Here is a 22,252-nt window from a genome sequence, read left to right as displayed (position 1 = left end):
GATTATTGGTCCTCCGCCGCTGCAACCACCGGGTTTTCCGCAGGCAAATGGGTGTTGTTGTCGCCCAGCATGATGTGATCAAGGATTTGGCGCATGATCGTGCCTACTGCCGGGCCTGCGCCGCCGTTTTCAAGGATGATCGCGACGGCGACCTGGGGATTGTTATACGGCGCAAAGGCGGTCATTAATTTATGGTCACGCAGGCGCTCGGCGATTTTATGCGCATTGTACGTTTCGTTGGCCTTCAGGCCAAAGACCTGCGCGGTGCCCGACTTCGCCGCGATTTTGTAGGGCGCGCTGGCAAAATATTTATGCGCCGTGCCGTTAGGGCGGTTGGCGACGCCATACATGCCATCTTTCGCAATTTCCCAGTAGCCGGAGTGAATATCGCCCACTGGCGGCTCATGCGGCTGTACCCACGGCACCTGTTTACCGTTTTCCGCGGTGCTCATTAACAGATGCGGGACTTTAACTACACCGTCGTTAATAAGGATCATCAGCGCCTTACTCATCTGAATCGGCGTTGCCGTCCAGTAGCCCTGGCCGATGCCCACCGGAATCGTATCGCCCTGATACCACGGTTTTTTAAAGCGTTTCTGTTTCCACTCGCGGGTCGGCATATTACCAGAGCGCTCTTCTGCGAGATCAATTCCCGTATAGTGCCCATAGCCAAACTTACCCATCCATTCTGACAGGCGGTCGATTCCCATGTCATAGGCCACCTGATAGAAGAAGGTATCCGCCGACTCTTCAAGGGATTTGGTGATATTCAGATGCCCGTGGCCCCATTTTTTCCAGTCGCGGTAGCGTTTCTCAGACCCCGGCAACTGCCACCAGCCAGGGTCGAAAAGACTGGTGTTACGGGTGATGACGCCAGCGCTTAACGCCGATACGGCGACGTAAGGCTTAACGGTAGAAGCGGGTGGGTAGACACCCTGAGTCGCGCGGTTCACTAATGGCGTGTTCGGGTCGTTAAGCAGCCCGGAGTAATCTTTGCTGGAGATGCCATCCACGAAAAGGTTAGGGTCGTAACTTGGCATGGAGACCAGCGATAGCACGCCGCCGGTACGCGGATCGGTGACAATCACCGCCGCGCGACTGCCTGCCAGCAGCGTTTCAATATACTGCTGGAGCTTGAGATCCAGCGTCAGGTAGATATCGTGTCCGGCCTGCGGCGGCACCTCTTTGAGCTGGCGAATGACGCGGCCGCGGTTGTTGACTTCAACCTCTTCATAACCGGTTTGCCCATGCAGAATATCTTCATAGTAGCGCTCAATGCCCAGCTTGCCGATGTCATGGGTGGCGGCGTAGTTTGCCAGTTTGTTTTCTCTGTCGAGACGCTCGACGTCTTTATCATTGATTTTCGATACGTAGCCGATAACGTGGGTCAGCGCCGATCCGTATGGATAATAGCGGCGTTTATAGCCTTTGACTTCAACGCCCGGAAAACGGTACTGGTTGACGGCAAAGCGCGCGACCTGAACTTCCGTCAGGTTTGTTTTCACCGGAATAGAAGTAAAGCGATGGGATCGGGCGCGCTCTTTTTTAAAGGCGGCGATATCGTCGTCGTTTAAATCGACCACACTGCGTAGCGCATCCAGCGTTTGCTGAACGTTATCCACCTTTTCCGGCATCATTTCAATCTGATAGATAGTGCGGTTCAGCGCAAGGGGAATGCCGTTACGGTCGTAGATTATCCCGCGGCTTGGCGCAATTGGCACCAGCTTGATACGGTTTTCGTTCGAGCGGGTCTGGTAATCGGTAAAACGAAGGATTTGCAGATTATACAAATTGGCGATCAGTACGCCGGTCAGCAGCAAAATACCCAAAAAGGCGACCAGCGCCCGACGCACAAACAGTGCGGACTCAGCCGTATAGTCACGAAAAGAATTTTGTCGTTTCATCCGCTGCTTAATCTTCTCAAGACTTCACGATCACTCACGGTGATAAGGGTGGTTGGTTGTGATGCTCCACGCCCGGTACAAACTCTCCGCAACCAGAACCCGAACCAGCGGGTGAGGGAGCGTTAACGCCGAGAGCGACCAGCTCTGTTCCGCTGCCGCTTTGCAGGCGGGAGATAATCCTTCCGGGCCGCCAATCAGCAAACTGACGTCGCGCCCGTCCTGTTTCCAGCGCTCCAGCTCATTGGCTAACTGCGGCGTATCCCACGGCTTGCCTGGAATATCCAGGGTAACAATGCGATTCTTACCGGCGGCGGCCAGCATCTGCTCGCCCTCTTTGTCGAGAATGCGTTTGATATCCGCGTTCTTGCCGCGTTTGCCCGCAGGGATTTCGATCAGCTCAAAGGGCATATCTTTCGGAAAACGACGCAGATATTCCGTAAATCCCGTTTGAACCCAGTCGGGCATCTTCGTGCCGACAGCGACAAGTTGCAGCTTCACGCATTAACTCCAGAGTTTTTCCAGTTCATACAGGCGGCGACTTTCTTCCTGCATGACATGCACAATCACATCGCCCAGATCGACGACAATCCAGTCAGCCGCATTTTCGCCTTCGACGCCCAACGGCAGCATACCGGCCGCGCGCGACGACTGCACCACGTGGTCGGCAATAGACATAACGTGACGGCTGGAGGTGCCGGTACAAATAATCATACAGTCGGTGATACTGGATTTACCCTGAACATCTAAGGCGATGATGTCCTGACCTTTCAGGTCATCAATTTTGTCGATAACAAAATCCTGGAGTGCTTTACCCTGCAAGTTTTCCCCCTGGGTGAATAATTGCGTTATAACGATAGAAAAAAGGCCAACAGGCTGGACCGGTAAGGCGTTGCGAGTTAACGCTAACCTTCCGGCGGGACGCCGTGTAGTATACCTGAATCAGCGGCGATACCGGGACTTATGTCGCCGGATCGGCGTTTAAAACCAGATTATCATCCCATCCCACGTCACAGAAAGCATCGCCATTTTTGTAAAACAATTTCTGCAAAGCTCTGCAAGGTGAAAAAAGCCTGGCTGCGGAGAATAACAGCCTGTCGGGGGCTGTCAATGGGCGAAACCGCTGCGGCGAGAAAAAACGGAAAATTCATCACTCAGGCCGCCAGACGGCACGACTATTTAATACTTTCAGGGTGGCGAACCCTTCGCATATGTCGATTGCGCTCCAGCATCCCTGTTCTACCCGGAAATGCCATAGCGAGGCGGCGGGCATCGCGAGCAGACGGGCAATCAACAGGCTGAGTACGCCCTGATGGCTGACGATCAGCAGGTTCTGGCAATCGCTGAACGCGTCGAGTCGCGAGATAAAGCGCTCTACGCGCCGGGTAAAAGCCTGAAAACCCTCGCCATTGGTCGGAACCGCATTCTGCCAGTCCGTACACCAGGCGGCATAGCTTTCGGCATCTTCATGGGTGAGGTCGCGGTGATGGCGCATTTCCCAGTCGCCGAAGTACATCTCATTAAGCTCAGGTAAGATGTGTTGCGGCGTATCCCGGCCCTCCAGTACGAGCCGGGCGGTATGGCGCGCGCGCTCCAGCTCGCTGCATAACACCCGGTCAAATGGCGCGTGGCGCAATAAAGTATGTAGCGTTTTCGCCTGGCCAATCCCTTTTTCCGTTAACGGCGTGGGAGCATGTCCGCTATACAACCCGGCGACATTGGCCTCGGTTTCGCCATGACGCACCAGCCACAATCGCATGGTATTCCTCATGAGGTTAAATGCGCAAAACATGATAATGCCCCTGATTGCGCAACGTTTTTTTCACTAAAATAGCGTTTTTTGGCCGGAGGCATAATGGCGTTATTCAACAGCGCGCATGGCGGTAATATTCGGGAAGCCGCGACGGTGTTGGGCATCTCGCCTGACCAGTTACTGGATTTTAGCGCAAACATTAATCCGCTGGGTATGCCTGTCAGCGTGAAACGCGCGCTTATCGACAATCTGGACTGCATTGAGCGCTACCCGGACGCCGATTATTTTCATTTGCACCAGGCGCTGGCGCGTCATCATCAGGTGCCGGCATCGTGGATACTGGCGGGAAATGGCGAGACGGAGTCAATCTTTACCGTGGCGAGCGGTCTTAAACCGCGTCGTGCAATGATTGTCACGCCAGGTTTCGCGGAGTATGGCCGGGCGCTGGCGCAAAGTGGCTGTGAAATTCGTCGTTGGTCTCTACGCGAAGCGGATGGCTGGCAGCTTACCGATGCCATTCTTGAGGCGTTGACGCCCGATCTGGACTGCCTGTTTCTGTGTACGCCCAATAATCCTACCGGCCTGCTGCCGGAGCGGCAGTTATTACAGGCCATTGCCGATCGCTGCAAATCGCTGAACATTAACCTGATCCTGGATGAAGCGTTTATCGATTTTATTCCGCATGAGGCGGGCTTTATTCCTGCTCTTAAAGATAATCCACATATCTGGGTGCTGCGTTCGCTGACCAAATTTTATGCCATTCCCGGCCTGCGGTTGGGATATCTCGTCAACAGCGATGACGCGGCGGTGGCGCGGATGCGTCGCCAACAAATGCCGTGGTCGGTTAACGCGCTGGCGGCGCTTGCCGGTGAGGTAGCGTTACAGGATAGCGCCTGGCAACAGGCGACCTGGCATTGGTTACGGGAGGAGGGCGCCCGGTTTTATCAGGCGCTTTGTCAGCTCCCCCTGCTGACGGTCTATCCCGGGCGGGCAAACTATCTGTTGCTACGCTGTGAGCGAGAGGATATTGACCTGCAGCGACGGTTGCTGACGCAGCGGATTTTAATCCGTAGCTGCGCTAACTACCCGGGGCTGGACAGCCGCTATTATCGTGTGGCGATACGCAGCACTGCGCAAAACGAGCGTCTGCTGTCGGCGCTGCGCAATGTGCTTACTGGTATAACCCCTGCTGATTGATGTAGTTCAGCACGTTTTCCGGCAACAGATCGTCGCAGGATTCGCCTTTTTCCAGACGTTCGCGGATGAGGGTTGCGGAGATATTAAGCCAGGGCGTTTCCGCCAGGTAAATTTTACCGGCTGGCAACTGGTGCAGATCGTCCGGCGTATGGGTCAGATGCTGTTCCAGCCACTGCTGGTGTTGCGCCTGCGTCATTTCAAGGGGATAGCCCGGACGACGACAAACGATCAGGTGAGTGTTATCAAGGATGGTGTCGTAATCATGCCAGGTGGGGAAGTTAAGCAGAGAGTCCTGGCCGATAATAAACGCCAGCGGCGCTTCGGGACCCTGTTCTTCGCGCCATGCTTTCAACGTTTGCGCAGTGTAAGAGGGCGCGTTTCGCTGTAGCTCGCGTTCATCCAGCGTAAAAAGCGGCTTATCGGCGATAGCCAGCTCCAGCATATATTTACGCTGCGCGCTGGAAGCTTCCGGCTGGGGGCGATGCGGCGGCACATTGTTAGGCATAATAATCACCCGCGATAAGCCGATCAGATTCGCCAGCGTTTCAACAGGTTTAAGATGTCCATAATGCACCGGATCAAAGGTGCCGCCGAATAAAGCCTGTAACGATTTCATATCACCCATCAATAAATACGTCTGCCAGCGCCTTATGGCAGAGCAGGAGCGATAGCCCTTCAAGATCTGCCCATACTGACTGACCATAATCCTGTTTGAGCGTAATTTCTGTACGCGTCAGTAACTGCACGGCCTGGCGAAGCTGTGCAGGATGGAGACGCTGCAACGCGTCGCCGATCATGGGGCGACGGTTTTGCCAGACCCGGTGTTTATCAAACAGCGCGCGTAACGGCGTATGCGCGGACTGACGTTTGAGATTTACCAGTAGCAGCAACTCTCGCTGGAGGGTCCGCAGCAGAATGACCGGCTCGCTGCCTTCAAGGCGTAGCTGTTGCAGAATATGCAGCGCGCGTTTGCTTTTCCCCATCAGTAACGCATCCACCCAGTGGAAAGGGGTAAAGTGGGCGGCGTCATTGACGGCCTGCTCCACGCGAGGAAGCGTTAACTTACCGTCAGGCCAAAGCAGCGACAGCCGTTCCAGCGCCTGCGCCAGCGCCAACAGATTGCCCTCATAGCAATAGCACAGCAGTTGGTTCGCGGCGTCATCCAGTTGCAAATTCTGTGCTTTCGCTCTGGCGGCCACCCAGCGGGGAAGCTGCGCCTGCTCCGGCGTTTGACAACTGACCTGAACGCTACGGTCTGCCAGCGCGGTATACCAGGCGGCGTTTTCCTGCGCTTTGGTGAGCTTGTTTCCGCGTACTATTAATAACAGGTCGTCATGCAGCAGCTCGCTCAGCGTGGCGAGTTGCTCATTCATTGCCGCGTTAGGCCCGTTTTCCGGCAGTTGCAGCACCAGCGTTTGACGGCTGGCGAACAGGCTCATCGCCTGGCAGAGTGAGAAAAGCGATCCCCAGTCGGTACTGGGATCGAGAGTAAAAGCGTGGTGCTCTTCGAAGCCTTGCGACGCAGCCGCCAGACGAATAGCGTCCTGACTTTCCTGCAGCAGCAGCGGATCGTTGCCCAATAGCAGATATGCCGCACGCAGCCCTTCGTTGAGCTGCGCGCGGAGTTGTTCAGGATACAACCTGATCATTAGTTACTCAGCGTAGTGGAGACGCGTGCTGGAGTAGAGGCGGGCGCCGCCGTCTCATTGTCGGCGGTAGCCTCCTCTTTCGTCGCCTGAATATCCGCCGCGCGGACGCTGGTCAGCTTACGAATCAGCTGTTCAGCGGCTTTGTCGTACATCTCCTGAACGATCATGGCCTGCTCGTTATCCTTCGCCAACGCCATCTGCGGGTTATCGAAGAACGAACGGTACACTTTCGTGCTGATAGGATAGATGTCATGGCCCGGAATCAATACCGAGGCATTGACGGTCATTACCATCTGATATTCCGCCGTCTGGCCATCCTGGAACACTGACGCCGTATCCTGCGAAATAGTCACCGTTCCAAGCCGCAGAGACGGAACGTCTTTGCGCGTTGTGTCTTTATCAAGCAGGTTTACGTTATTCAGCCGTAACTGATTACGTACCGCACGGCTTAGCGGACCGTTCGGATCGCCTGAATCGAGGATCATCGTTTTCATTGAAGCCGGAACCTGCGTAGTGCTACGCAGATGCCAGCCGCATCCGGCGGTGACCAGCACCGCCAGAGATAACAACAGTGTTACCAGATATCGCACGCTTCCTCCCGCGCTTAGCCAACAACCAGATTGAGGAGTTTACCCGGAACGTAAATCACTTTACGCACGGTAACGCCATCAAGATATTTTGCCACCAGATGTTCCTGGCCTGCACGTTCACGCACCTGTTCTTCGGTGGCATCCACCGCAACGGTGATCTTACCGCGAACTTTACCGTTAACCTGCACGACAACCAGCGTGGTGTTTTCCACCATTGCCTGCTCGTCGGCAACCGGCCACGGCGCGTTGTCGATATCGCCTTCGCCGCCCAGTTCCTGCCACAAGGTAAAGCAGACGTGCGGGGTGAACGGGTTAAGCATACGCACGACGGCCTGCAGCGCTTCCTGAAGCAGTGCGCGGTCTTGTTCGCCTTCCTGCGGGGCTTTCGCCAGTTTGTTCATCAACTCCATGATCGCCGCAATGGCGGTGTTGAACGTCTGACGGCGGCCGATATCATCGGTCACTTTGGCAATGGTTTTATGCACATCGCGACGCAGCGCTTTTTGATCTTCGCTCAGCGCATCGACGTTCAGCGCCGCGACAGGACCTTTAGCGGTGTGTTCGTAAACCAGCTTCCAGACGCGTTTAATAAAGCGGTTTGCGCCTTCTACGCCGGACTCCTGCCATTCCAGAGTCATATCCGCCGGAGAAGCGAACATCATAAACAGGCGTACCGTGTCCGCGCCATAACGTTCAACCATTACCTGCGGATCGATACCGTTATTTTTCGACTTGGACATTTTACTCATGCCAGTGTAGACCAGCTCATGACCCGCTGCGTCTTTTGCTTTGACGATGCGGCCTTTTTCATCGCGCTCGACGATAGCGTCAACTGGCGAAACCCAGTTACGTTCGCCGTTCTCGCCGACATAATAGAACGCATCCGCCAGTACCATGCCCTGGCACAGCAACTGTTTAGCCGGCTCGTCAGAGGTGACCATGCCCGCATCGCGCATCAGCTTATGAAAGAAGCGGAAGTAGAGCAGGTGCATGATGGCATGTTCAATACCGCCGATGTAGATATCGACTGGCAGCCAGTAGTTTGCCGCTTTCGAATCCAGCATTCCTTCCTGATACTGCGGGCAGGTGTAACGCGCGTAGTACCATGACGATTCCATAAAGGTGTCGAAGGTGTCGGTTTCACGCAGCGCCGGCATACCGTTAACGGTGGTTTTCGCCCACTCAGGATCGGCCTTGATCGGGCTGGTGATGCCGTCCATGACGACGTCTTCCGGCAAAATAACCGGCAGTTGATCTTCCGGCGTCGGCAGCACGGTGCCGTCTTCCAGGGTGACCATTGGGATCGGCGCGCCCCAGTAACGCTGACGGGAAACGCCCCAGTCACGCAGACGGTAGTTCACTTTACGCTCGCCGACGCCTTTTTCCGCCAGTTTATCGGCAATGGCGTTAAACGCTGCTTCAAAGGCCAGGCCGTCAAACTCGCCGGAGTTAAACAGCACGCCTTTTTCGGTCAGCGCCTGTTCGGAAAGATCCGGCTCGGAACCGTCGGCGGCCAGAATCACCGGCTTGATGGTCAAACCGTATTTGGAGGCAAATTCGTAGTCGCGCTGATCGTGACCCGGAACGGCCATCACCGCGCCAGTGCCGTACTCCATCAGGACAAAGTTTGCCGCCCAGACCGGGATCTCTTCGCCAGTTAACGGATGAATCGCTTTAAAGCCGGTGTCGACGCCTTTTTTCTCCATGGTCGCCATTTCGGCTTCGGCCACTTTGGTGTTACGGCATTCGTCGATGAACGCCGCCAGCTCGGCGTTGTTCGCCGCCGCTTTTTGCGCCAGCGGATGACCGGCGGCCACCGCCAGGTAAGTGGCGCCCATAAAGGTATCCGGACGGGTGGTATAGACGGTCAGGGTGTTATCGTAACCCTTCACATCGAAGGTGATTTCCACGCCTTCAGAGCGGCCAATCCAGTTGCGCTGCATCGTTTTTACGGTATCAGGCCAGTGGTCCAGCTTATCCAGATCGCGCAACAGCTCGTCTGCGTAAGCGGTGATTTTGATAAACCACTGTGGGATCTCTTTACGCTCAACTTTGGTGTCGCAGCGCCAGCAGCAGCCGTCGATCACCTGTTCGTTGGCGAGAACGGTCTGATCGTTCGGGCACCAGTTAACGGCAGAAGTCTTCTTGTACACCAGGCCTTTTTTATACAGCTCGGTGAAGAACTTCTGTTCCCAACGGTAGTATTCCGGGGTGCAGGTCGCGATTTCACGGCTCCAGTCATAACCAAAACCCAGCGTTTTGAGCTGGTTTTTCATGTACGCGATGTTGTCGTACGTCCACGGCGCCGGCGCGGTGTTGTTCTTTACCGCCGCGCCTTCCGCCGGCAGGCCGAAGGCGTCCCAGCCGATTGGCTGCAGCACGTTTTTGCCCAGCATACGCTGGTAGCGGGCAACCACGTCGCCGATGGTGTAGTTACGTACGTGGCCCATGTGTAGTCGGCCAGAAGGATAGGGAAGCATCGACAGGCAGTAATACTTCTCTTTGCTCTCGTCTTCGGTCACTTCAAATGTGCGCTTCTCATCCCAGTGAAGCTGTACTTTGGATTCTATCTCTTCCGGGCGGTATTGCTCTTGCATGGCAGCCAGTAGTCCTGTTTTCGATACAGCTACAAATGTAGCTTTAGAGGTGGTGTTTAGATCCGCATAGCATAGCCCAAACACGCACGTCAAAACAGGGGGTAGAACATTTGTCGCGCCAGGCATTCATGAGGAGGTGACGCAAAATGCGACACGACTGAGGCAAATTACCGCAGTTCCTGTCACCGCCAGATCGGCCCATAAAAATAAAGTCATATAAACCATGCAGTTAAAAAATGGCACGCCTTTTGATTAGGGAAGACAGGACTAAAGCAAAGGAGTTAATCGTGAAAAAAAATGCAGTGGTGATTCACCCTCAGGATTGCGTCGCGACGGCTATTACGGCGCTCAAGGCCGGCGAAACCGCCACAATGTTCATTGGCGAACGCGAGATAAGCGTTGTGTTACATCAGGATGTGCCATTTGGCCACAAATTCGCCATCTGCGATGTGCCTTTTCATGGCGAAGTTTATAAATATGGCGAATCCATTGGCCGCGCCACTCAGGAAATAAAAAGTGGCGACTATGTGCACGTCCACAATGTGGAAAGCGAACGCGGACGTGGTGACTGGAAATAATATAAAACAAGGGAAAATGATTATGAGCAATGAGACTTTTTTGGGTTTCCGCCGCCCTGACGGCCGTTTTGGCATCCGTAATTATGTACTGATTTTACCTACCAGCGTTTGTGCGAATAAAGTCGCCCAGGATATTGCCCGGCAGGTAAAAGGCGCGACATGGGTGAATAACGATTTTGGCTGCTGCCAGGTGGCAGGCGATGCGCGTCTGACGGAAAAAACATTGATTAATGTGGCGAATAATCCCAACGTCGGCGCTATTGTGGTTGTGGGCTTAGGCTGTGAAGGCGCGGAGCCGCTACGCATCGCAGAAGAGATTACCGCATTTGGCAAACCGACCTCCTGCATTACCATTCAGGAAGAGGGCGGCACGCTTAAATGTCAGGCCAGGGGGATTTCGCTGGCCCGCGACTATGCGCAACAACTCTCCATGCAAAAACCGCAGCAAGCACCGGTTAGCGAGCTGCTGCTGGCGATGGAGTGCGGCGGGTCAGATACGACATCGGGGCTGGCGTCTAACCCTTCCTGCGGGGTCGCCTCGGATAAGCTGATACGCTGCGGCGGAAGCTCAATTCTTTCTGAAACGACGGAATTTATTGGCGCCGAGCATGTGATGGCGAAACGTGCGGTGACGCCGGAGGTTGGTCAACAGCTCATTGATTTAGTGGTCGGCTGCGAGGCGCGAGCAAAAGCGTTGGGCGAGGATATTCGCGGGGGACAGCCGACGCCGGGCAATATTAAAGGCGGGTTGACTACCATTGAAGAAAAATCGTTAGGCTGTATGCATAAAGCGGGTCATGCGCCGCTACAGGGCGTACTGGAATATGCCGATAGACCAACGCATCCGGGCCTGTGGATTATGGATACCCCGGGGCAGGATATTGAATCTATTTCCGGCATGGTGGCGGGTGGAGCGCAGATCGCTATTTTTACTACCGGTCGCGGAACACCTGCCGGTAACCCAATAGCGCCGGTAATAAAAATTACGGGTAATAAAGCAACGTGGGAAATGATGCAGGACAATATTGATATTGATGTGTCCGCCATTATGTCTGGCGAGGCTTCTATTACGCAAATGGGCGAGGAAATTTATCAGGAAATTTTACGCGTCGCGAATGGGAAAACGACTAAATCAGAAGATTTAGGTCATAACGAATTCTCTATTTATAAGATCGCGCCGACGTTCTGATACCAAATCGGGCAGCACCAGCTGTCCGGTTATCTCCTGGGAATAAGCTATGAAAATTAAAAAAACACTGGAACGTTTTCCTGGTGGTATGATGGTTGTACCGCTAATCATCGGCGCATTGTTTAAAACTTTTGCGCCGGAGGCGCTGGAAATAGGCGGTTTTGTCACCTCTATTTCGCATGGCGCAATGGCGATTTTAGGCATGTTTTTAGTCTGTATGGGCGCGGATATCCAGTTTAAAGCCGCGCCGAAAGCGCTGAAAAAAGGCGCTGCGATCACCTTTGCGAAATTTGCCAGCGGCGTGATTATTGGCATTCTGGTCGGAAAATTTTGCGGCCCGGATGGGTTATTAGGTCTGTCGGCTTTAGCGATTATTTCGGCGATGACCAACTCGAACAGTGGGTTATATGCCGCGTTGGTGGGGGAGTACGGCGATGAAACCGACGGCGGCGCGATTGCGGTAATATCGTTGAACGATGGTCCCTTTTTCACCATGCTGGCGTTAGGATCGGCAGGCATGGTGTCGATACCCTTTATGAATCTGGTGGCGGTTATTATTCCCATTATCATTGGCATGATTTTGGGTAATCTGGATGAGGACATGCGCAAGTTTCTTAAACAGGGCAGCGTGGTAACGATTCCCTTTTTTGCCTTTGGGTTAGGATACGGTATTGATTTCGCAAGACTTATCACGGCAGGTTCTTCAGGCATTTTACTGGGACTCATGACGGTGGCGATTGGCGGATTTTTTAATATTTTCGCTGATCGTCTGACGGGAGGCAGCGGCGTGGCAGGTGCGGCGGTATCCACTACCTCTGGCAACGCCGTCGCGACGCCAGCGGCAATCGCGCTGCTCGATCCGCATTTTACCGACCTGGCGTCGACGGCGGCGGCGCAGGTGGCGGCCTCGACGATTATTACCGCTCTGTGCGCCCCCTTCCTGACCGTATGGATAAAAAAACGCTACGATCGTAAACTGAACCCAGCCGCCGCAGGCGGTTAGCGTTTCGGCGGAAAATAAATCACGACGGGCGGTCTCGCCCGTTCATAAACCAACAGGATGGTGAGTGATGAATAAGACGAAAGATATAGCCGCATCTCCTCTCTGTTTTGTCTCTCCTTACCCTCAACTGGCAAAGGCTGCCGAGGCGCTGGTCGCGCGGTTGGATTACGCCGTCACTATTCATCAAACGACGCTTAATCGTATCCTGGATGAGCTACCTTTATTAGAGTCTCGTGGGCACCAGGTACTGATTAGTCGTGGCGGCTGTGCGGAAATATTAAAAAAGCACAGTAAATTACCGGTAGTCGAAATTAAAATGTCCGGCTACGACATTCTTGATGCGCTTATCCCTTTTAAAGGACAAAAAGGCACTGTCGGTATTGTCGGCTTTTCCAGTGTGATCAAAGGATGCGCGCGCGTAGCGGAACAGTTAAATATTAACTATAAAATTTTTACCTTACAGGGAAATGATAAAGAAACGATTTCTTGCCTGAAGCAACAATTAGCGTCCACGCCATTAGATTGCATTGTTGGCGATACCGTTTGTCAGGATTATTTTTCACCGCTGGGTTCGCAATTCCGTTTGCTTGATTCCAGCCCCGCCTCAATAACCGAAGCTCTGGAAGAGGCCCGCTCATTATATCTGGCTTTTCGCAGCCAATTACTGGAGCGTCATCATCTGCAGCTGATTCTCGATCAGTTTGATAAAGCTGTTATCACGCTTGATGATACCGGCGCGTTACTGCATTACAATAAATATGCGAGCCAACTTTTTAAAGTTAACGCCTCCGGTGAAATTTATGACGCGTCTTTCCTGAAACAGGTATTGCACCAGGAGCGGCATACATTACGTGAGGGAAAAACCGTCAGCGCGAAAGTCGTCGATACGCCGCAAGGCGCGATGGTGGTTAATCTGTATCCGGTATTCGCGGCCAGACAGTTAAGCCGGGTAGTGTTGACGATGCAAACCGTCTCCAGTTTACAGGGGGCGGAACATCATGTTCGCCGCCAGGAACTGTCTCGCCGCGGCTTGAGCGCCCGCTATCATTTCGACGATCTGCTTACCGAAAACCCGGAAATGCTGCGTCGTCTGGCGATCATTAAAAATTATGCCGGTACGGACGCGACTATCTTAATTAATGGCGAAAGCGGGACGGGGAAAGAGGTGCTGGCGCAAAGTATTCATAATGCCAGCCAACGCGTTAACGGCCCGTTTGTCGCCATTAACTGCGGCGCGATGGCCCCTCAGATTCTGGAGAGCGAACTCTTTGGCTATGTCGCCGGCGCATTTACCGGCGCGTCGCCGAAAGGCAAAATAGGCCTGTTTGAATTAGCGCACCACGGTACCATTTTTCTGGATGAGATTAGCGAACTGGATAAACCGCTACAGACGCGCTTATTACGGGTATTGCAGGAGCGGCAGATTATGCGGCTGGGCTCAGACCAGATGATACCTGTTGATATTCGCGTGATTGCAGCGACCAATCAGACATTAACGAAGCTCATTGCGGACGGGACATTTCGCGAAGATCTTTACTATCGGCTTAACGTATTAAAAGTGACCACCATCCCGCTACGCAAACGTCCGGAGGATATCAAAGCCATCGGCCTGTCGCTGCTTACCAGTTTCAGCCAGCATTATAAACGCCCGGCACTAACGTTAACCCCGGCGCTGTGGCAAGAGCTTCAGCGCTTCGCCTGGCCCGGAAACGTCAGGCAGTTAAGCAATATTATCGAACGGCTGGTGCTCTCTATTGATCACTCCCCGGCAACGCTGGATGAGGGCCGCCTCTTGCTGGACGATCTGGAAGAGGGGAGCCGACGCGAGCCAAGTACCTGCCACGACTGCCAGATGTTGGCTGGCGATTATAAAACGATTCGCCTGCGTATTTTGAGAAAATTATTAGAGGCGGAAAGGGATAATAAATCGTTAGTGGCGAAACGATTAAATGTCGATCGTACCTCGCTGACGCGCTGGATACGCGAGTCGGCCTGACAAGAATTTACAGACTCTGTGGGCAGCCTTGCAAAGCGTAACGCAAATAACGTCTATTATTATAGGCAGTTAACGATCCAAGAGGTGAAGTGATGAACAAGGTTGCTCAATATTACCGTGAACTGGTGGCCTCATTAAGCGAGCGTTTACGCAATGGCGAGCGCGACATTGATGCGCTGGTGGAGCAGGCGCGCCAGCGCGTGATGCAAACAGGGGAGTTAACGCGAACCGAGGTGGACGAACTGACGCGCGCTGTCAGACGCGATCTGGAAGAGTTCGCCATGAGCTACGAAGAGAGCCAGGAAGATAGCGTCTTCTTGCGGGTGATTAAAGAGAGTCTCTGGCAGGAACTGGCGGACATTACCGACAAAACCCAGCTGGAATGGCGCGAGGTATTCCAGGATTTGAATCACCACGGCGTGTATCACAGCGGTGAGGTGGTGGGATTGGGGAATCTGGTGTGCGAGAAGTGCCACTATCATCTGGCGGTTTACACGCCGGATGTGTTGCCGCTGTGCCCGAAGTGTGGGCACGACCAGTTTCAGAGAAGACCGTTTGAGCCGTGAGAGGAAGAGCGCCGGTGCGTCTTATCCGGCCTACCAAAAATCGTTCACGTAGGCCGGATATGGCGAAGCTGCCATCCGGCAAATATTACGCGTAAAACTTCAGCCGTTCCGCCAGCAAATCGACAAATCCCTGGCGGTCTACATCGACCATCACCGTTGCATTCGGCTTATTCCCCGTCAGGAAATAATAATCCACCACCGTCATCCCCTGGGTGTATTTCCCTTGGGTTTCCACGCCAACCCAACGCTCAACGGTGGTGAAAATCTCGGGTTTCAGCAGCCAGGCGATGGTGCATGGGTCATGCAGCGGCGCGCCGACAAATCCCCATTTTTCGTCTTTGTGGTACTCCATAAAGAAGTCCAGCAGTTCGGCAACGATGGTGGAAATCGGGTTGCCAATAGCGCGAAAGCGTTCGATATCGGCGGCGTGAATCTGCGCCTTATGGGTGACGTCCAGCCCGGCCATCACCACCGGAATGCCTGACTGGAAGACAATTTCTGCCGCTTCCGGGTCGACGTAAATATTAAATTCCGCAGCGGGCGTCCAGTTACCCAATCCCATTGCTCCGCCCATGATCACAATGCGGGCGATTTTCGTATGCAGTTCCGGATGGCTATTCAGCAGCAGCGCCACGTTGGTCTGTGGGCCAGTGGAGACGATGGTGACTGGCTGTGAACTCTCACGCAGTGTTTTTGCCATCAGCTCAACGGCAGTGCCGCTTTGCGGGGCGAATGACGGCTCGGGCAGCGCCGGGCCGTCAAGACCACTTTCGCCGTGAACGTTATCGGCGATAATCAGTTCGCGCATGAGAGGTTTCACCGCGCCGCCCGCCACCGGAATATCCGGGCGTTTGAGCAGTGTCAGCATCCGCAGCACGTTGCGCAGGGTCTTATCCGGCGTCTGGTTGCCGGCGGAAGAAGTGATCGCTTTCACTTCCAGTTCAGGGGAGGCGAGGGCGAGAACGAGGGCGATCGCGTCATCATGACCCGGATCGCAATCAATAATAATGGGCAGTGCCATAGCGGTTCCTTGTAAGCGGTACTTTGTGACAAGGTTAACGCCCGGCTGGATACGTTTCGAGAAGCGAAGCGGTAAAGCGTGAGATAGCGCGCACTCTGACGTGCGCGCCGGGAAGATTAGTGCAGGATTTTCGCAAGGAAGTCTTTTGCGCGATCGGAACTGGGGTTAGCGAAGAACTCCTCTTTTGGCGAATCTTCGACGATTTTACCTTCATCCATAAAGATCACCCGGTTAGCCACTTTACGGGCAAAGCCCATTTCGTGCGTCACCACCATCATGGTCATCCCTTCGTTCGCCAGTTCGACCATCACGTCCAGTACCTCGTTGATCATTTCCGGATCGAGTGCGGAAGTCGGTTCATCGAATAACATGGCAATGGGGTCCATACATAGCGCACGGGCGATGGCGACACGCTGCTGCTGACCGCCGGAAAGCTGCGCCGGGAACTTGTTGGCATGTGCAGACAGACCAACGCGCTCCAGCAGCTTCAGGCCTTTATCGCGGGCGGCGGCCTTATCGCGTTTCAGCACTTTCACCTGCGCCAGCGTCAGGTTTTCGATGATCGACAGGTGGGGAAATAGCTCGAAGTGCTGGAATACCATGCCCACGCGGGAACGCAGTTTCGCCAGATCGGTTTTTTTGTCGTTCACAATAATGCCGTTAACGGTAATTTCGCCTTTTTGCACCGGTTCCAGACCGTTGACGGTCTTAATTAGCGTGGATTTACCGGAACCCGATGGCCCGCAGACTACCACCACTTCACCTTTTTTCACTTCTGTTGAACAATCGGTCAGCACCTGAAAGTGACCATACCATTTTGAAACATTTTTCAGGGTAATCATTAAACTGTCCTTTTCTTCAAATAGCTGACCAGCAACGACGCGCTCAGGCTGATAACAAAATAAACGGCGCCGGCGAACAGAATCATTTCGACCTGAGTACCGTCACGCTCGCCGATAGTCGACGCGGTGCGGAAGAAGTCCGCCAGGCTGAGTACATAAACTAAAGAGGTGTCCTGAAATAGCACGATGCCCTGTGTAAGCAACAGCGGCACCATCGCCCGAAACGCCTGCGGCAGAATAATGAGCTTCATCGACTGCCAGTGGGTCATCCCCAGCGCCAGCGCGGCGCTGGACTGCCCGCGGGAAATACTTTGAATACCGGCGCGAATAATCTCGGAATAGTAGGCCGCTTCAAACATGGAGAATGCCACCATCGCGGAGATCAGGCGGATATCGGTTTTCGGCGATAGTCCCAGCACGTTTTGCAGAAAGCCGGGGACAATCAGATAAAACCACAGCAAGACCATGACCAACGGGATGGAACGGAAAACGTTAACATACGCTTTAGCAAACCAGGCGATAGGGGCAAAGCTTGAGAGGCGCATGACGGCCAGAATGGTTCCCCAGACTATCCCCACGACAACGGCGGTGACGGTAATCTTCAGCGTGATGACCAACCCGGCCAGCAGGTAAGGCAGTGAGGGGATAATCGAACTCCAGTCAAATTCGTACATTATTTGCTCCCCACGTTGCCCGGCAGGCGGACTTTGCGTTCAACCAGACTCATGACCAGCATGATAACGGCGTTAATCAGCACATAGGCCAGCGTAATGGCGGTGAAAGATTCCCAGGCGTGCGCCGAGTAATCCAACAGTTTGCCTGCCTGCGCCGCCATATCCACCAGGCCGATGGTTGAGGCAATAGCCGAGTTTTTCACCAGGTTCATCATCTCTGACGTCATTGGCGGCACGATAACGCGATAGGCATTCGGCAGCAGGACATAGCGATAAGCCTGCGGCAGCGTTAGCCCCATCGCCAGCGCCGCGTTCTTCTGCCCGCGAGGCAGAGACTGAATCGCGGCGCGCACCTGTTCGCAAACGCGGGCGGCGGTAAACAGTCCCAGACAGATCATTGAGGAGAGGAAAAACTGAATATTGGGATCGAGTTCCGCCTTAAACCACATGCCAAGATCTTCCGGCAACAGTTCAGGCACCACCAGGTACCAGGTGAAGAATTGCACGATCAGCGGCACGTTACGGAACAGTTCTACGTACAACGTGCCCAGTCCGGAGAGGAAACGGTTGGGAACGGTACGTAAAATGCCGAAAATAGATCCTACCAGGAAAGCGATAATCCAGGCGGTAATCGAAAGGGCTACGGTGACCTGAAAACCACTCCATAGCCAGCCGAGATAGGTGGTATTGCCGAAGGGGGCTTCCTGTAAAAAAATACCCCAGTTCCAGTCTATTGACATACATCTACTCCGAAAAAAAAGGGTAGCAGCGCTACCCTCGAAGATTGTTGCCCGGCGATTTGCGGTTTCAGGCCCGAGGGGGAACGACCATCAGGCTTATAGTCTGTCCGTGCTGAGCGACAATCGAGAGGACAGGAGTCCCGTCCCATTTAGTTTTAGTTAGTTAAGCGCTTTATCATTCGGTGCTTTGAACAGGGCTTTCATCTCGTCAGACAACTCGAAATTCATGTTCAGGTTTTTCGGTGGGATCGGATTTTTAAACCACTTATCAAACCACTTTTCCGCTTCGCCGGAGGTTTGCGCCTGGGCGATGGTATCGTCCATCAGCTTTTTAAACTCAGGGTCGTTTTTACGCAGCATACAGCCGTAGGCTTCCTGGGACTGCGGTTTACCGACAATCTCCCAGTTATCCGGTTTCTTGGCTTTGGCGCGCTCGCCGGCCAGCAGCGCGTCATCCATCATAAAGGCGACGGCGCGGCCGCTTTCCAGGGTGCGGAACGAGTCACCGTGGTCTTTCGCGCTAATAATACGCATCCCCATCTTTTGCTCTTCGTTAAGCTTATGCAGCAGAATTTCAGAGGTCGTCCCGGAGGTGACGACGACCGCTTTGCCTTTCAGATCCGGGAAATCTTTAATATCGCCGCCTTTTTTAGTCAGCAGTCGCGTCCCGACGACGAAAATCGTATCGGAGAAGGCGGCCTGTTTCTGGCGCTCAAGGTTGTTAGTCGTTGAACCACATTCAAAATCGAAGGTTCCGTTTTGCAACAGCGGAATACGGTTTTGCGAGGTGATCGGAATCAGCTTCACCTGCAGATCCGGCTTGTTAAGTTTCTTTTTTACCGCTTCCACAATGGCGTTGGAGTAGTCCTGGGAATAGCCGACCACTTTCTGCTGGTTGTCGTAATAAGAAAAGGGCACAGAAGATTCGCGATGCCCGACGACGATCACGCCATTTTTAGCGATCTTGTCCAGGGTGCTACCAGCGGCAGGCGCGCCATCTTCTGCGTGCGCAAGGCCCGCAGACAGTCCCATGACCAGCATTGCTGTGGTTAGCTTACGTAATTGCATATCCAACTCCTTTATCATCTGCGCCGTCGACGCATTGATAGCTATTGTGATGTTGTTATTGCCTGCAACTTGCGCGTGCAGTGTTATGTGTGTTTGTTAACATTTAGTGTGGCTTGTTGTAAATATTTTGCTGCGATATTGTTTATTTTTGCGAAGTGCGCCGCACCGTTCAGAGGCAAAAATCCTACATTGCACCGTTCAGGTGCTACCGATGATCGATTTTGGTGCGACCCGGTTGCACAAGCAGCCAGAACAGGTTTGCCATGTTTAACAAAGCAATAGACGTGCCAGAATGGGGGATAAAGGAGAATTTTCAGGCCGGATAAATGAAGCGCTATCCGGCCTGGGGAGAGATTATTTCCGTCGTTGTCGCAGACTCATCACTACCGCGCCAAAAGCAAACAGCGCGGTCAGTACCCATAGCGGCCAGTTGCCGGTACGGGCATAGGGAGTTAACCCCGTGGTTGGCGTGACATTGGTGGTCAGTACCTGGCGTGTGAACTGCGGGATCATCGCCTGAATTTCGCCCTGCGGGCCAATCACCGCCGTAATACCGTTATTAGTACTGCGCAGTAACGGACGCGCCAGCTCCAGCGAACGCATCCGCGCCATCTGGAAATGTTGCCACGGGCCAATGGACTTACCAAACCAGGCGTCGTTAGAAATCGTCAGCAGATAGTCGGTGTCCGGGCGGAAGTTATCCCGCACCTGTTCGCCAAGAATAATTTCATAACAGATTGCCGCCGTCAGCTTATAGTCGTGCGCATGTAACTGCGGCTGGATATAAGGGCCGCGGCTAAAGGAGGACATGGGCAGATCGAAGAACGGCGCCAGCGGACGCAGGATAGACTCCAGCGGAACGAACTCGCCAAAGGGCACAAGGTGATTTTTATTGTAGCGATTGGGCGAGTCATAACTGTATGGATTATCCTTGCCCAACGTAATAATCGTATTGTAGGTGTCGTATCGATTCTGTTTATTGAGACGCGCATCGACAATACCGGTGATCAGCGTGCTATTTTTTTCGCGTAACATCTCGTCCAGCGAACGAAGGAAGGGCTGCTGATTGATTTCGAGATCCGGAATCGCCGACTCAGGCCAGATAATAATCTGTGATTTGCCTAACTCTGGGCGAGTTTCGTTGAGATAAATTTTTAGCGTATTCAGTAGCTGGTTTTCGTCCCACTTCAGCGACTGCGGGATATCGCCCTGCACCAGCGATACCTGGGTCGCTTTGGCCGGTTCCAGCGTAAACCACTGGATATAACGTAGCGGAAAGGGCAAAGCAAACAGAATCACGGCGACAGCCAGCGGACGCCAGTTCCGCGTCGCCAGTGCCAGCGCTAACAGGCCGCTGACCATCATCAGCAGGAAGTTGATCGCTTCGACGCCCATTACCGGCGCCAGGCCTTTTAGCGGGCCGTCGACCTGACTATAGCCAAATTGCAGCCAGGGGAAGCCGGTCAGCACCCAGCCGCGTAAAAATTCGGTGATTTGCCATATTGCAGGCGCGGCGATAGCGACGCGCAGCCAGTTGGTTTTTGGCCACAGGCGCGACAAAATCCCGGCAAACAGTCCGGTATACAGCGAGAGATAAGCTGCAAGCAGCACCACCAGAAAAACGTTAACCGGGCCCGGCATGCCGCCAAACTGCGCGATACTGACATAAACCCAGTTAATCCCGCTACCGAAAAGTCCGAGTCCCCAGCAATAGCCGATGGCGGCAGACTGGAGCGGGCGGCGATTAAACGTTAAGGCCTGCAGCCCGATAAGCGACACTATCGCTGCGGGCCAGACGTCATACGGAGAGAAAGCCAGTGTTCCGCAGGCGCCGAATAATAACGCCAGCAGCAGGCGAATACGCTGGCGTTCAATTAACGAGGCAAATGCCATTTTTAGTCCACTATTGCTGTTATTCGTCCAGTTTTGGCTGGGGCGAGTCATCCGGGATCCTGACATGCACCTGAATAATACGACGACTATCGGCCATCGCCACTTTGAACTGGTAACCATCAATGTCGATGGTTTCGCCGCGGGCCGGTAAATGGCCGAACGCCTGCATCACCAGTCCGCCGATGGTATCGACTTCTTCATCGCTGAAGTGGGTGCCGAAAGCGTCATTGAAGTCTTCAATCGACGCCAGCGCGCGAATCGTCCAGGTATGGCGGCTAAGCTGACGGAAGTCGATATCGTCTTCTTCGTCATACTCATCTTCAATTTCACCGACAATCAGTTCGAGGATGTCTTCGATAGTCACCAGGCCGGAAACGCCGCCAAACTCATCGATAACGATGGCCATATGGTAGCGCTGGGAGCGGAACTCCTTGAGCATACGGTCAACCCGTTTGCTTTCCGGTACGACAACCGCGGGGCGTAACACTTTGTCCATGCTGAAGGCTTCGGCATCGCTGCGCATAAACGGCAGCAAATCTTTGGCCATCAGAATCCCTTCAATGTGATCTTTATCTTCGCTGATCACCGGAAAACGCGAGTGGGCGGACTCGATGATAACATCGAGACATTCGTCCAGCGTCTGGTTGCGTTTCAGGGTAATCATCTGGGAGCGCGGGATCATAATATCGCGAACGCGCTGGTCGGCGATGTCCATTACGCCTTCGAGCATATCGCGCGTATCTTCATCGATAAGCTCGTTCTGCCCGGAATCACGGATCAGCGCCAGCAACTCATCGCGGTTTTTAGGTTCACCGTGGAAAAGCTGGCTGAGTAGCAGGGAAAAAAATCCCTTTTTACTGTTTACTGTGTCACTACTGTGTGAATTGTCGTCGCTCATGGCGTCGTATGGGTTCTCATGTTAGTTAATACAAAGCTCGTCATGCGTATACTCAGCTGTGACGGCATGTTTTGCCTGATGGCGCTACGCTTATCAG

Annotated in this window: 21 protein-coding genes; 6 read left to right on the top strand and 15 right to left on the bottom strand. The window is 53.7% G+C overall.

The annotated features are described in order from the left end of the window. Positions 1 to 2: 2 nt before the first annotated feature. From mrdA to ACLJRE_RS14765, 4 genes are all read right to left on the bottom strand, one after another. Positions 3 to 1,904 (bottom strand): peptidoglycan DD-transpeptidase MrdA, encoded by a 1,902-nt coding sequence (mrdA, locus tag ACLJRE_RS14780; protein ID WP_000828700.1) that lies wholly within the window; start codon positions 1,902 to 1,904, stop codon positions 3 to 5. 30 nt (positions 1,905 to 1,934) lie between these two features. Further along, positions 1,935 to 2,402 carry a 23S rRNA (pseudouridine(1915)-N(3))-methyltransferase RlmH gene (rlmH, locus tag ACLJRE_RS14775; RefSeq protein ID WP_000776107.1) on the bottom strand — a complete coding sequence of 156 codons (468 nt, stop codon included), beginning with the start codon at positions 2,400 to 2,402 and terminating at the stop codon, positions 1,935 to 1,937. A 3-nt stretch (positions 2,403 to 2,405) separates the two neighbouring features. Then, the gene (gene rsfS / locus ACLJRE_RS14770; RefSeq protein ID WP_001161670.1) at positions 2,406 to 2,723 is read right to left on the bottom strand and encodes a ribosome silencing factor; all 318 of its coding nucleotides are present in this window, start codon (positions 2,721 to 2,723) and stop codon (positions 2,406 to 2,408) included. 328 nt (positions 2,724 to 3,051) lie between these two features. Next, complete coding sequence (locus ACLJRE_RS14765; protein WP_001241918.1) at positions 3,052 to 3,660, bottom strand: adenosylcobalamin/alpha-ribazole phosphatase; 609 nt, start codon at positions 3,658 to 3,660, stop codon at positions 3,052 to 3,054. Between the two features lie 96 nt (positions 3,661 to 3,756). Here ACLJRE_RS14765 and cobD point away from each other — a divergent pair, with 96 nt between their 5' ends. Further along, positions 3,757 to 4,851: a threonine-phosphate decarboxylase CobD gene (gene cobD, locus ACLJRE_RS14760; RefSeq protein WP_023212926.1), complete on the top strand. Its 1,095-nt coding sequence runs from the start codon at positions 3,757 to 3,759 to the stop codon at positions 4,849 to 4,851. Here cobD and nadD read toward each other — a convergent pair. The 4 genes from nadD to leuS are packed head-to-tail and all read right to left on the bottom strand — an operon-like array spanning position 4,826 to position 9,687. Further along, positions 4,826 to 5,467: a nicotinate-nucleotide adenylyltransferase gene (gene nadD / locus ACLJRE_RS14755; RefSeq protein WP_023137128.1), complete on the bottom strand. Its 642-nt coding sequence runs from the start codon at positions 5,465 to 5,467 to the stop codon at positions 4,826 to 4,828. The genes cobD and nadD overlap by 26 nt on opposite strands. Position 5,468: 1 nt before the next feature. Continuing rightward, positions 5,469 to 6,500, bottom strand: coding sequence for a DNA polymerase III subunit delta (gene holA, locus ACLJRE_RS14750; RefSeq protein WP_000620491.1), 1,032 nt, complete (start codon positions 6,498 to 6,500; stop codon positions 5,469 to 5,471). Continuing rightward, positions 6,500 to 7,090 (bottom strand): LPS assembly lipoprotein LptE, encoded by a 591-nt coding sequence (lptE, locus tag ACLJRE_RS14745; protein WP_001269950.1) that lies wholly within the window; start codon positions 7,088 to 7,090, stop codon positions 6,500 to 6,502. The genes holA and lptE overlap by 1 nt, the downstream gene beginning before the upstream one ends. Before the next feature lie 14 nt (positions 7,091 to 7,104). Then, complete coding sequence (gene leuS / locus ACLJRE_RS14740; RefSeq protein ID WP_001157912.1) at positions 7,105 to 9,687, bottom strand: leucine--tRNA ligase; 2,583 nt, start codon at positions 9,685 to 9,687, stop codon at positions 7,105 to 7,107. Positions 9,688 to 9,923: 236 nt separating this feature from the next. Between leuS and ACLJRE_RS14735 the strand changes: the two genes are divergently transcribed. The 5 genes from ACLJRE_RS14735 (at position 9,924) to ACLJRE_RS14715 (ending at position 15,019) form a co-directional block, all read left to right on the top strand. Next, entirely contained in the window at positions 9,924 to 10,265 is a 342-nt protein-coding gene (locus ACLJRE_RS14735) for a UxaA family hydrolase (RefSeq protein ID WP_001574029.1), read from the top strand. Positions 10,266 to 10,281: 16 nt separating this feature from the next. Beyond that, entirely contained in the window at positions 10,282 to 11,454 is a 1,173-nt protein-coding gene (locus ACLJRE_RS14730) for a UxaA family hydrolase (protein WP_023212927.1), read from the top strand. A 49-nt stretch (positions 11,455 to 11,503) separates the two neighbouring features. Beyond that, positions 11,504 to 12,457, top strand: coding sequence for a 2-keto-3-deoxygluconate permease (locus ACLJRE_RS14725; protein ID WP_000694477.1), 954 nt, complete (start codon positions 11,504 to 11,506; stop codon positions 12,455 to 12,457). A 67-nt stretch (positions 12,458 to 12,524) separates the two neighbouring features. Continuing rightward, a complete protein-coding gene (locus ACLJRE_RS14720) occupies positions 12,525 to 14,453 on the top strand; it encodes a sigma-54 interaction domain-containing protein (protein ID WP_001044197.1) in 1,929 nt (642 codons plus the stop codon). A 92-nt stretch (positions 14,454 to 14,545) separates the two neighbouring features. Further along, positions 14,546 to 15,019, top strand: a complete 474-nt coding sequence (locus tag ACLJRE_RS14715) for a zinc ribbon-containing protein (RefSeq protein WP_001044885.1) — start codon at positions 14,546 to 14,548, stop codon at positions 15,017 to 15,019. Positions 15,020 to 15,104: 85 nt separating this feature from the next. Here the strand turns inward: ACLJRE_RS14715 and rihA are convergent, their stop codons facing one another. From rihA to corC, 7 genes are all read right to left on the bottom strand, one after another. Beyond that, on the bottom strand, positions 15,105 to 16,040 hold the full coding sequence (gene rihA, locus ACLJRE_RS14710) for a pyrimidine-specific ribonucleoside hydrolase RihA (protein ID WP_001207417.1): 936 nt from the start codon (positions 16,038 to 16,040) through the stop codon (positions 15,105 to 15,107). Positions 16,041 to 16,156: 116 nt separating this feature from the next. After that, complete coding sequence (gene gltL, locus ACLJRE_RS14705) at positions 16,157 to 16,882, bottom strand: glutamate/aspartate ABC transporter ATP-binding protein GltL (protein ID WP_000631369.1); 726 nt, start codon at positions 16,880 to 16,882, stop codon at positions 16,157 to 16,159. Continuing rightward, positions 16,882 to 17,556: a glutamate/aspartate ABC transporter permease GltK gene (gene gltK, locus ACLJRE_RS14700; protein WP_000272799.1), complete on the bottom strand. Its 675-nt coding sequence runs from the start codon at positions 17,554 to 17,556 to the stop codon at positions 16,882 to 16,884. The genes gltL and gltK overlap by 1 nt, the downstream gene beginning before the upstream one ends. Beyond that, a complete protein-coding gene (gltJ, locus tag ACLJRE_RS14695; protein ID WP_000020930.1) occupies positions 17,556 to 18,296 on the bottom strand; it encodes a glutamate/aspartate ABC transporter permease GltJ in 741 nt (246 codons plus the stop codon). The genes gltK and gltJ overlap by 1 nt, the downstream gene beginning before the upstream one ends. 159 nt (positions 18,297 to 18,455) lie before the next feature. Further along, a complete protein-coding gene (locus tag ACLJRE_RS14690; RefSeq protein WP_001518176.1) occupies positions 18,456 to 19,364 on the bottom strand; it encodes an amino acid ABC transporter substrate-binding protein in 909 nt (302 codons plus the stop codon). 354 nt (positions 19,365 to 19,718) lie between these two features. Next, positions 19,719 to 21,257 carry an apolipoprotein N-acyltransferase gene (gene lnt / locus ACLJRE_RS14685; RefSeq protein ID WP_001575804.1) on the bottom strand — a complete coding sequence of 513 codons (1,539 nt, stop codon included), beginning with the start codon at positions 21,255 to 21,257 and terminating at the stop codon, positions 19,719 to 19,721. A 19-nt stretch (positions 21,258 to 21,276) separates the two neighbouring features. Next, complete coding sequence (gene corC / locus ACLJRE_RS14680; protein WP_001278612.1) at positions 21,277 to 22,155, bottom strand: CNNM family magnesium/cobalt transport protein CorC; 879 nt, start codon at positions 22,153 to 22,155, stop codon at positions 21,277 to 21,279. Positions 22,156 to 22,252: the final 97 nt, after the last annotated feature.

It is taken from the genome of Salmonella sp. SAL04157, assembly GCF_046551635.1.
GTDB classification, from domain to species: Bacteria; Pseudomonadota; Gammaproteobacteria; order Enterobacterales; family Enterobacteriaceae; genus Salmonella; species Salmonella enterica.
Note: the sequence above shows the minus strand (reverse complement) of the source record. Positions and strands in the feature narration are given on the sequence as shown.

Coding starts and splice junctions, on each gene's coding strand:
- ACLJRE_RS14735 (WP_001574029.1), top strand. CDS start 9,924: ATGGCACGCCTTTTGATTAGGGAAGACAGGACTAAAGCAAAGGAGTTA.
- gltJ (WP_000020930.1), bottom strand. CDS start 18,296: ATGTCAATAGACTGGAACTGGGGTATTTTTTTACAGGAAGCCCCCTTC.
- nadD (WP_023137128.1), bottom strand. CDS start 5,467: ATGAAATCGTTACAGGCTTTATTCGGCGGCACCTTTGATCCGGTGCAT.
- rihA (WP_001207417.1), bottom strand. CDS start 16,040: ATGGCACTGCCCATTATTATTGATTGCGATCCGGGTCATGATGACGCG.
- lnt (WP_001575804.1), bottom strand. CDS start 21,257: ATGGCATTTGCCTCGTTAATTGAACGCCAGCGTATTCGCCTGCTGCTG.
- gltK (WP_000272799.1), bottom strand. CDS start 17,556: ATGTACGAATTTGACTGGAGTTCGATTATCCCCTCACTGCCTTACCTG.
- ACLJRE_RS14765 (WP_001241918.1), bottom strand. CDS start 3,660: ATGCGATTGTGGCTGGTGCGTCATGGCGAAACCGAGGCCAATGTCGCC.
- ACLJRE_RS14715 (WP_001044885.1), top strand. CDS start 14,546: ATGAACAAGGTTGCTCAATATTACCGTGAACTGGTGGCCTCATTAAGC.
- leuS (WP_001157912.1), bottom strand. CDS start 9,687: ATGCAAGAGCAATACCGCCCGGAAGAGATAGAATCCAAAGTACAGCTT.
- corC (WP_001278612.1), bottom strand. CDS start 22,155: ATGAGCGACGACAATTCACACAGTAGTGACACAGTAAACAGTAAAAAG.
- ACLJRE_RS14720 (WP_001044197.1), top strand. CDS start 12,525: ATGAATAAGACGAAAGATATAGCCGCATCTCCTCTCTGTTTTGTCTCT.
- gltL (WP_000631369.1), bottom strand. CDS start 16,882: ATGATTACCCTGAAAAATGTTTCAAAATGGTATGGTCACTTTCAGGTG.
- ACLJRE_RS14730 (WP_023212927.1), top strand. CDS start 10,282: ATGATTATGAGCAATGAGACTTTTTTGGGTTTCCGCCGCCCTGACGGC.
- ACLJRE_RS14725 (WP_000694477.1), top strand. CDS start 11,504: ATGAAAATTAAAAAAACACTGGAACGTTTTCCTGGTGGTATGATGGTT.
- ACLJRE_RS14690 (WP_001518176.1), bottom strand. CDS start 19,364: ATGCAATTACGTAAGCTAACCACAGCAATGCTGGTCATGGGACTGTCT.
- mrdA (WP_000828700.1), bottom strand. CDS start 1,904: ATGAAACGACAAAATTCTTTTCGTGACTATACGGCTGAGTCCGCACTG.
- cobD (WP_023212926.1), top strand. CDS start 3,757: ATGGCGTTATTCAACAGCGCGCATGGCGGTAATATTCGGGAAGCCGCG.
- holA (WP_000620491.1), bottom strand. CDS start 6,500: ATGATCAGGTTGTATCCTGAACAACTCCGCGCGCAGCTCAACGAAGGG.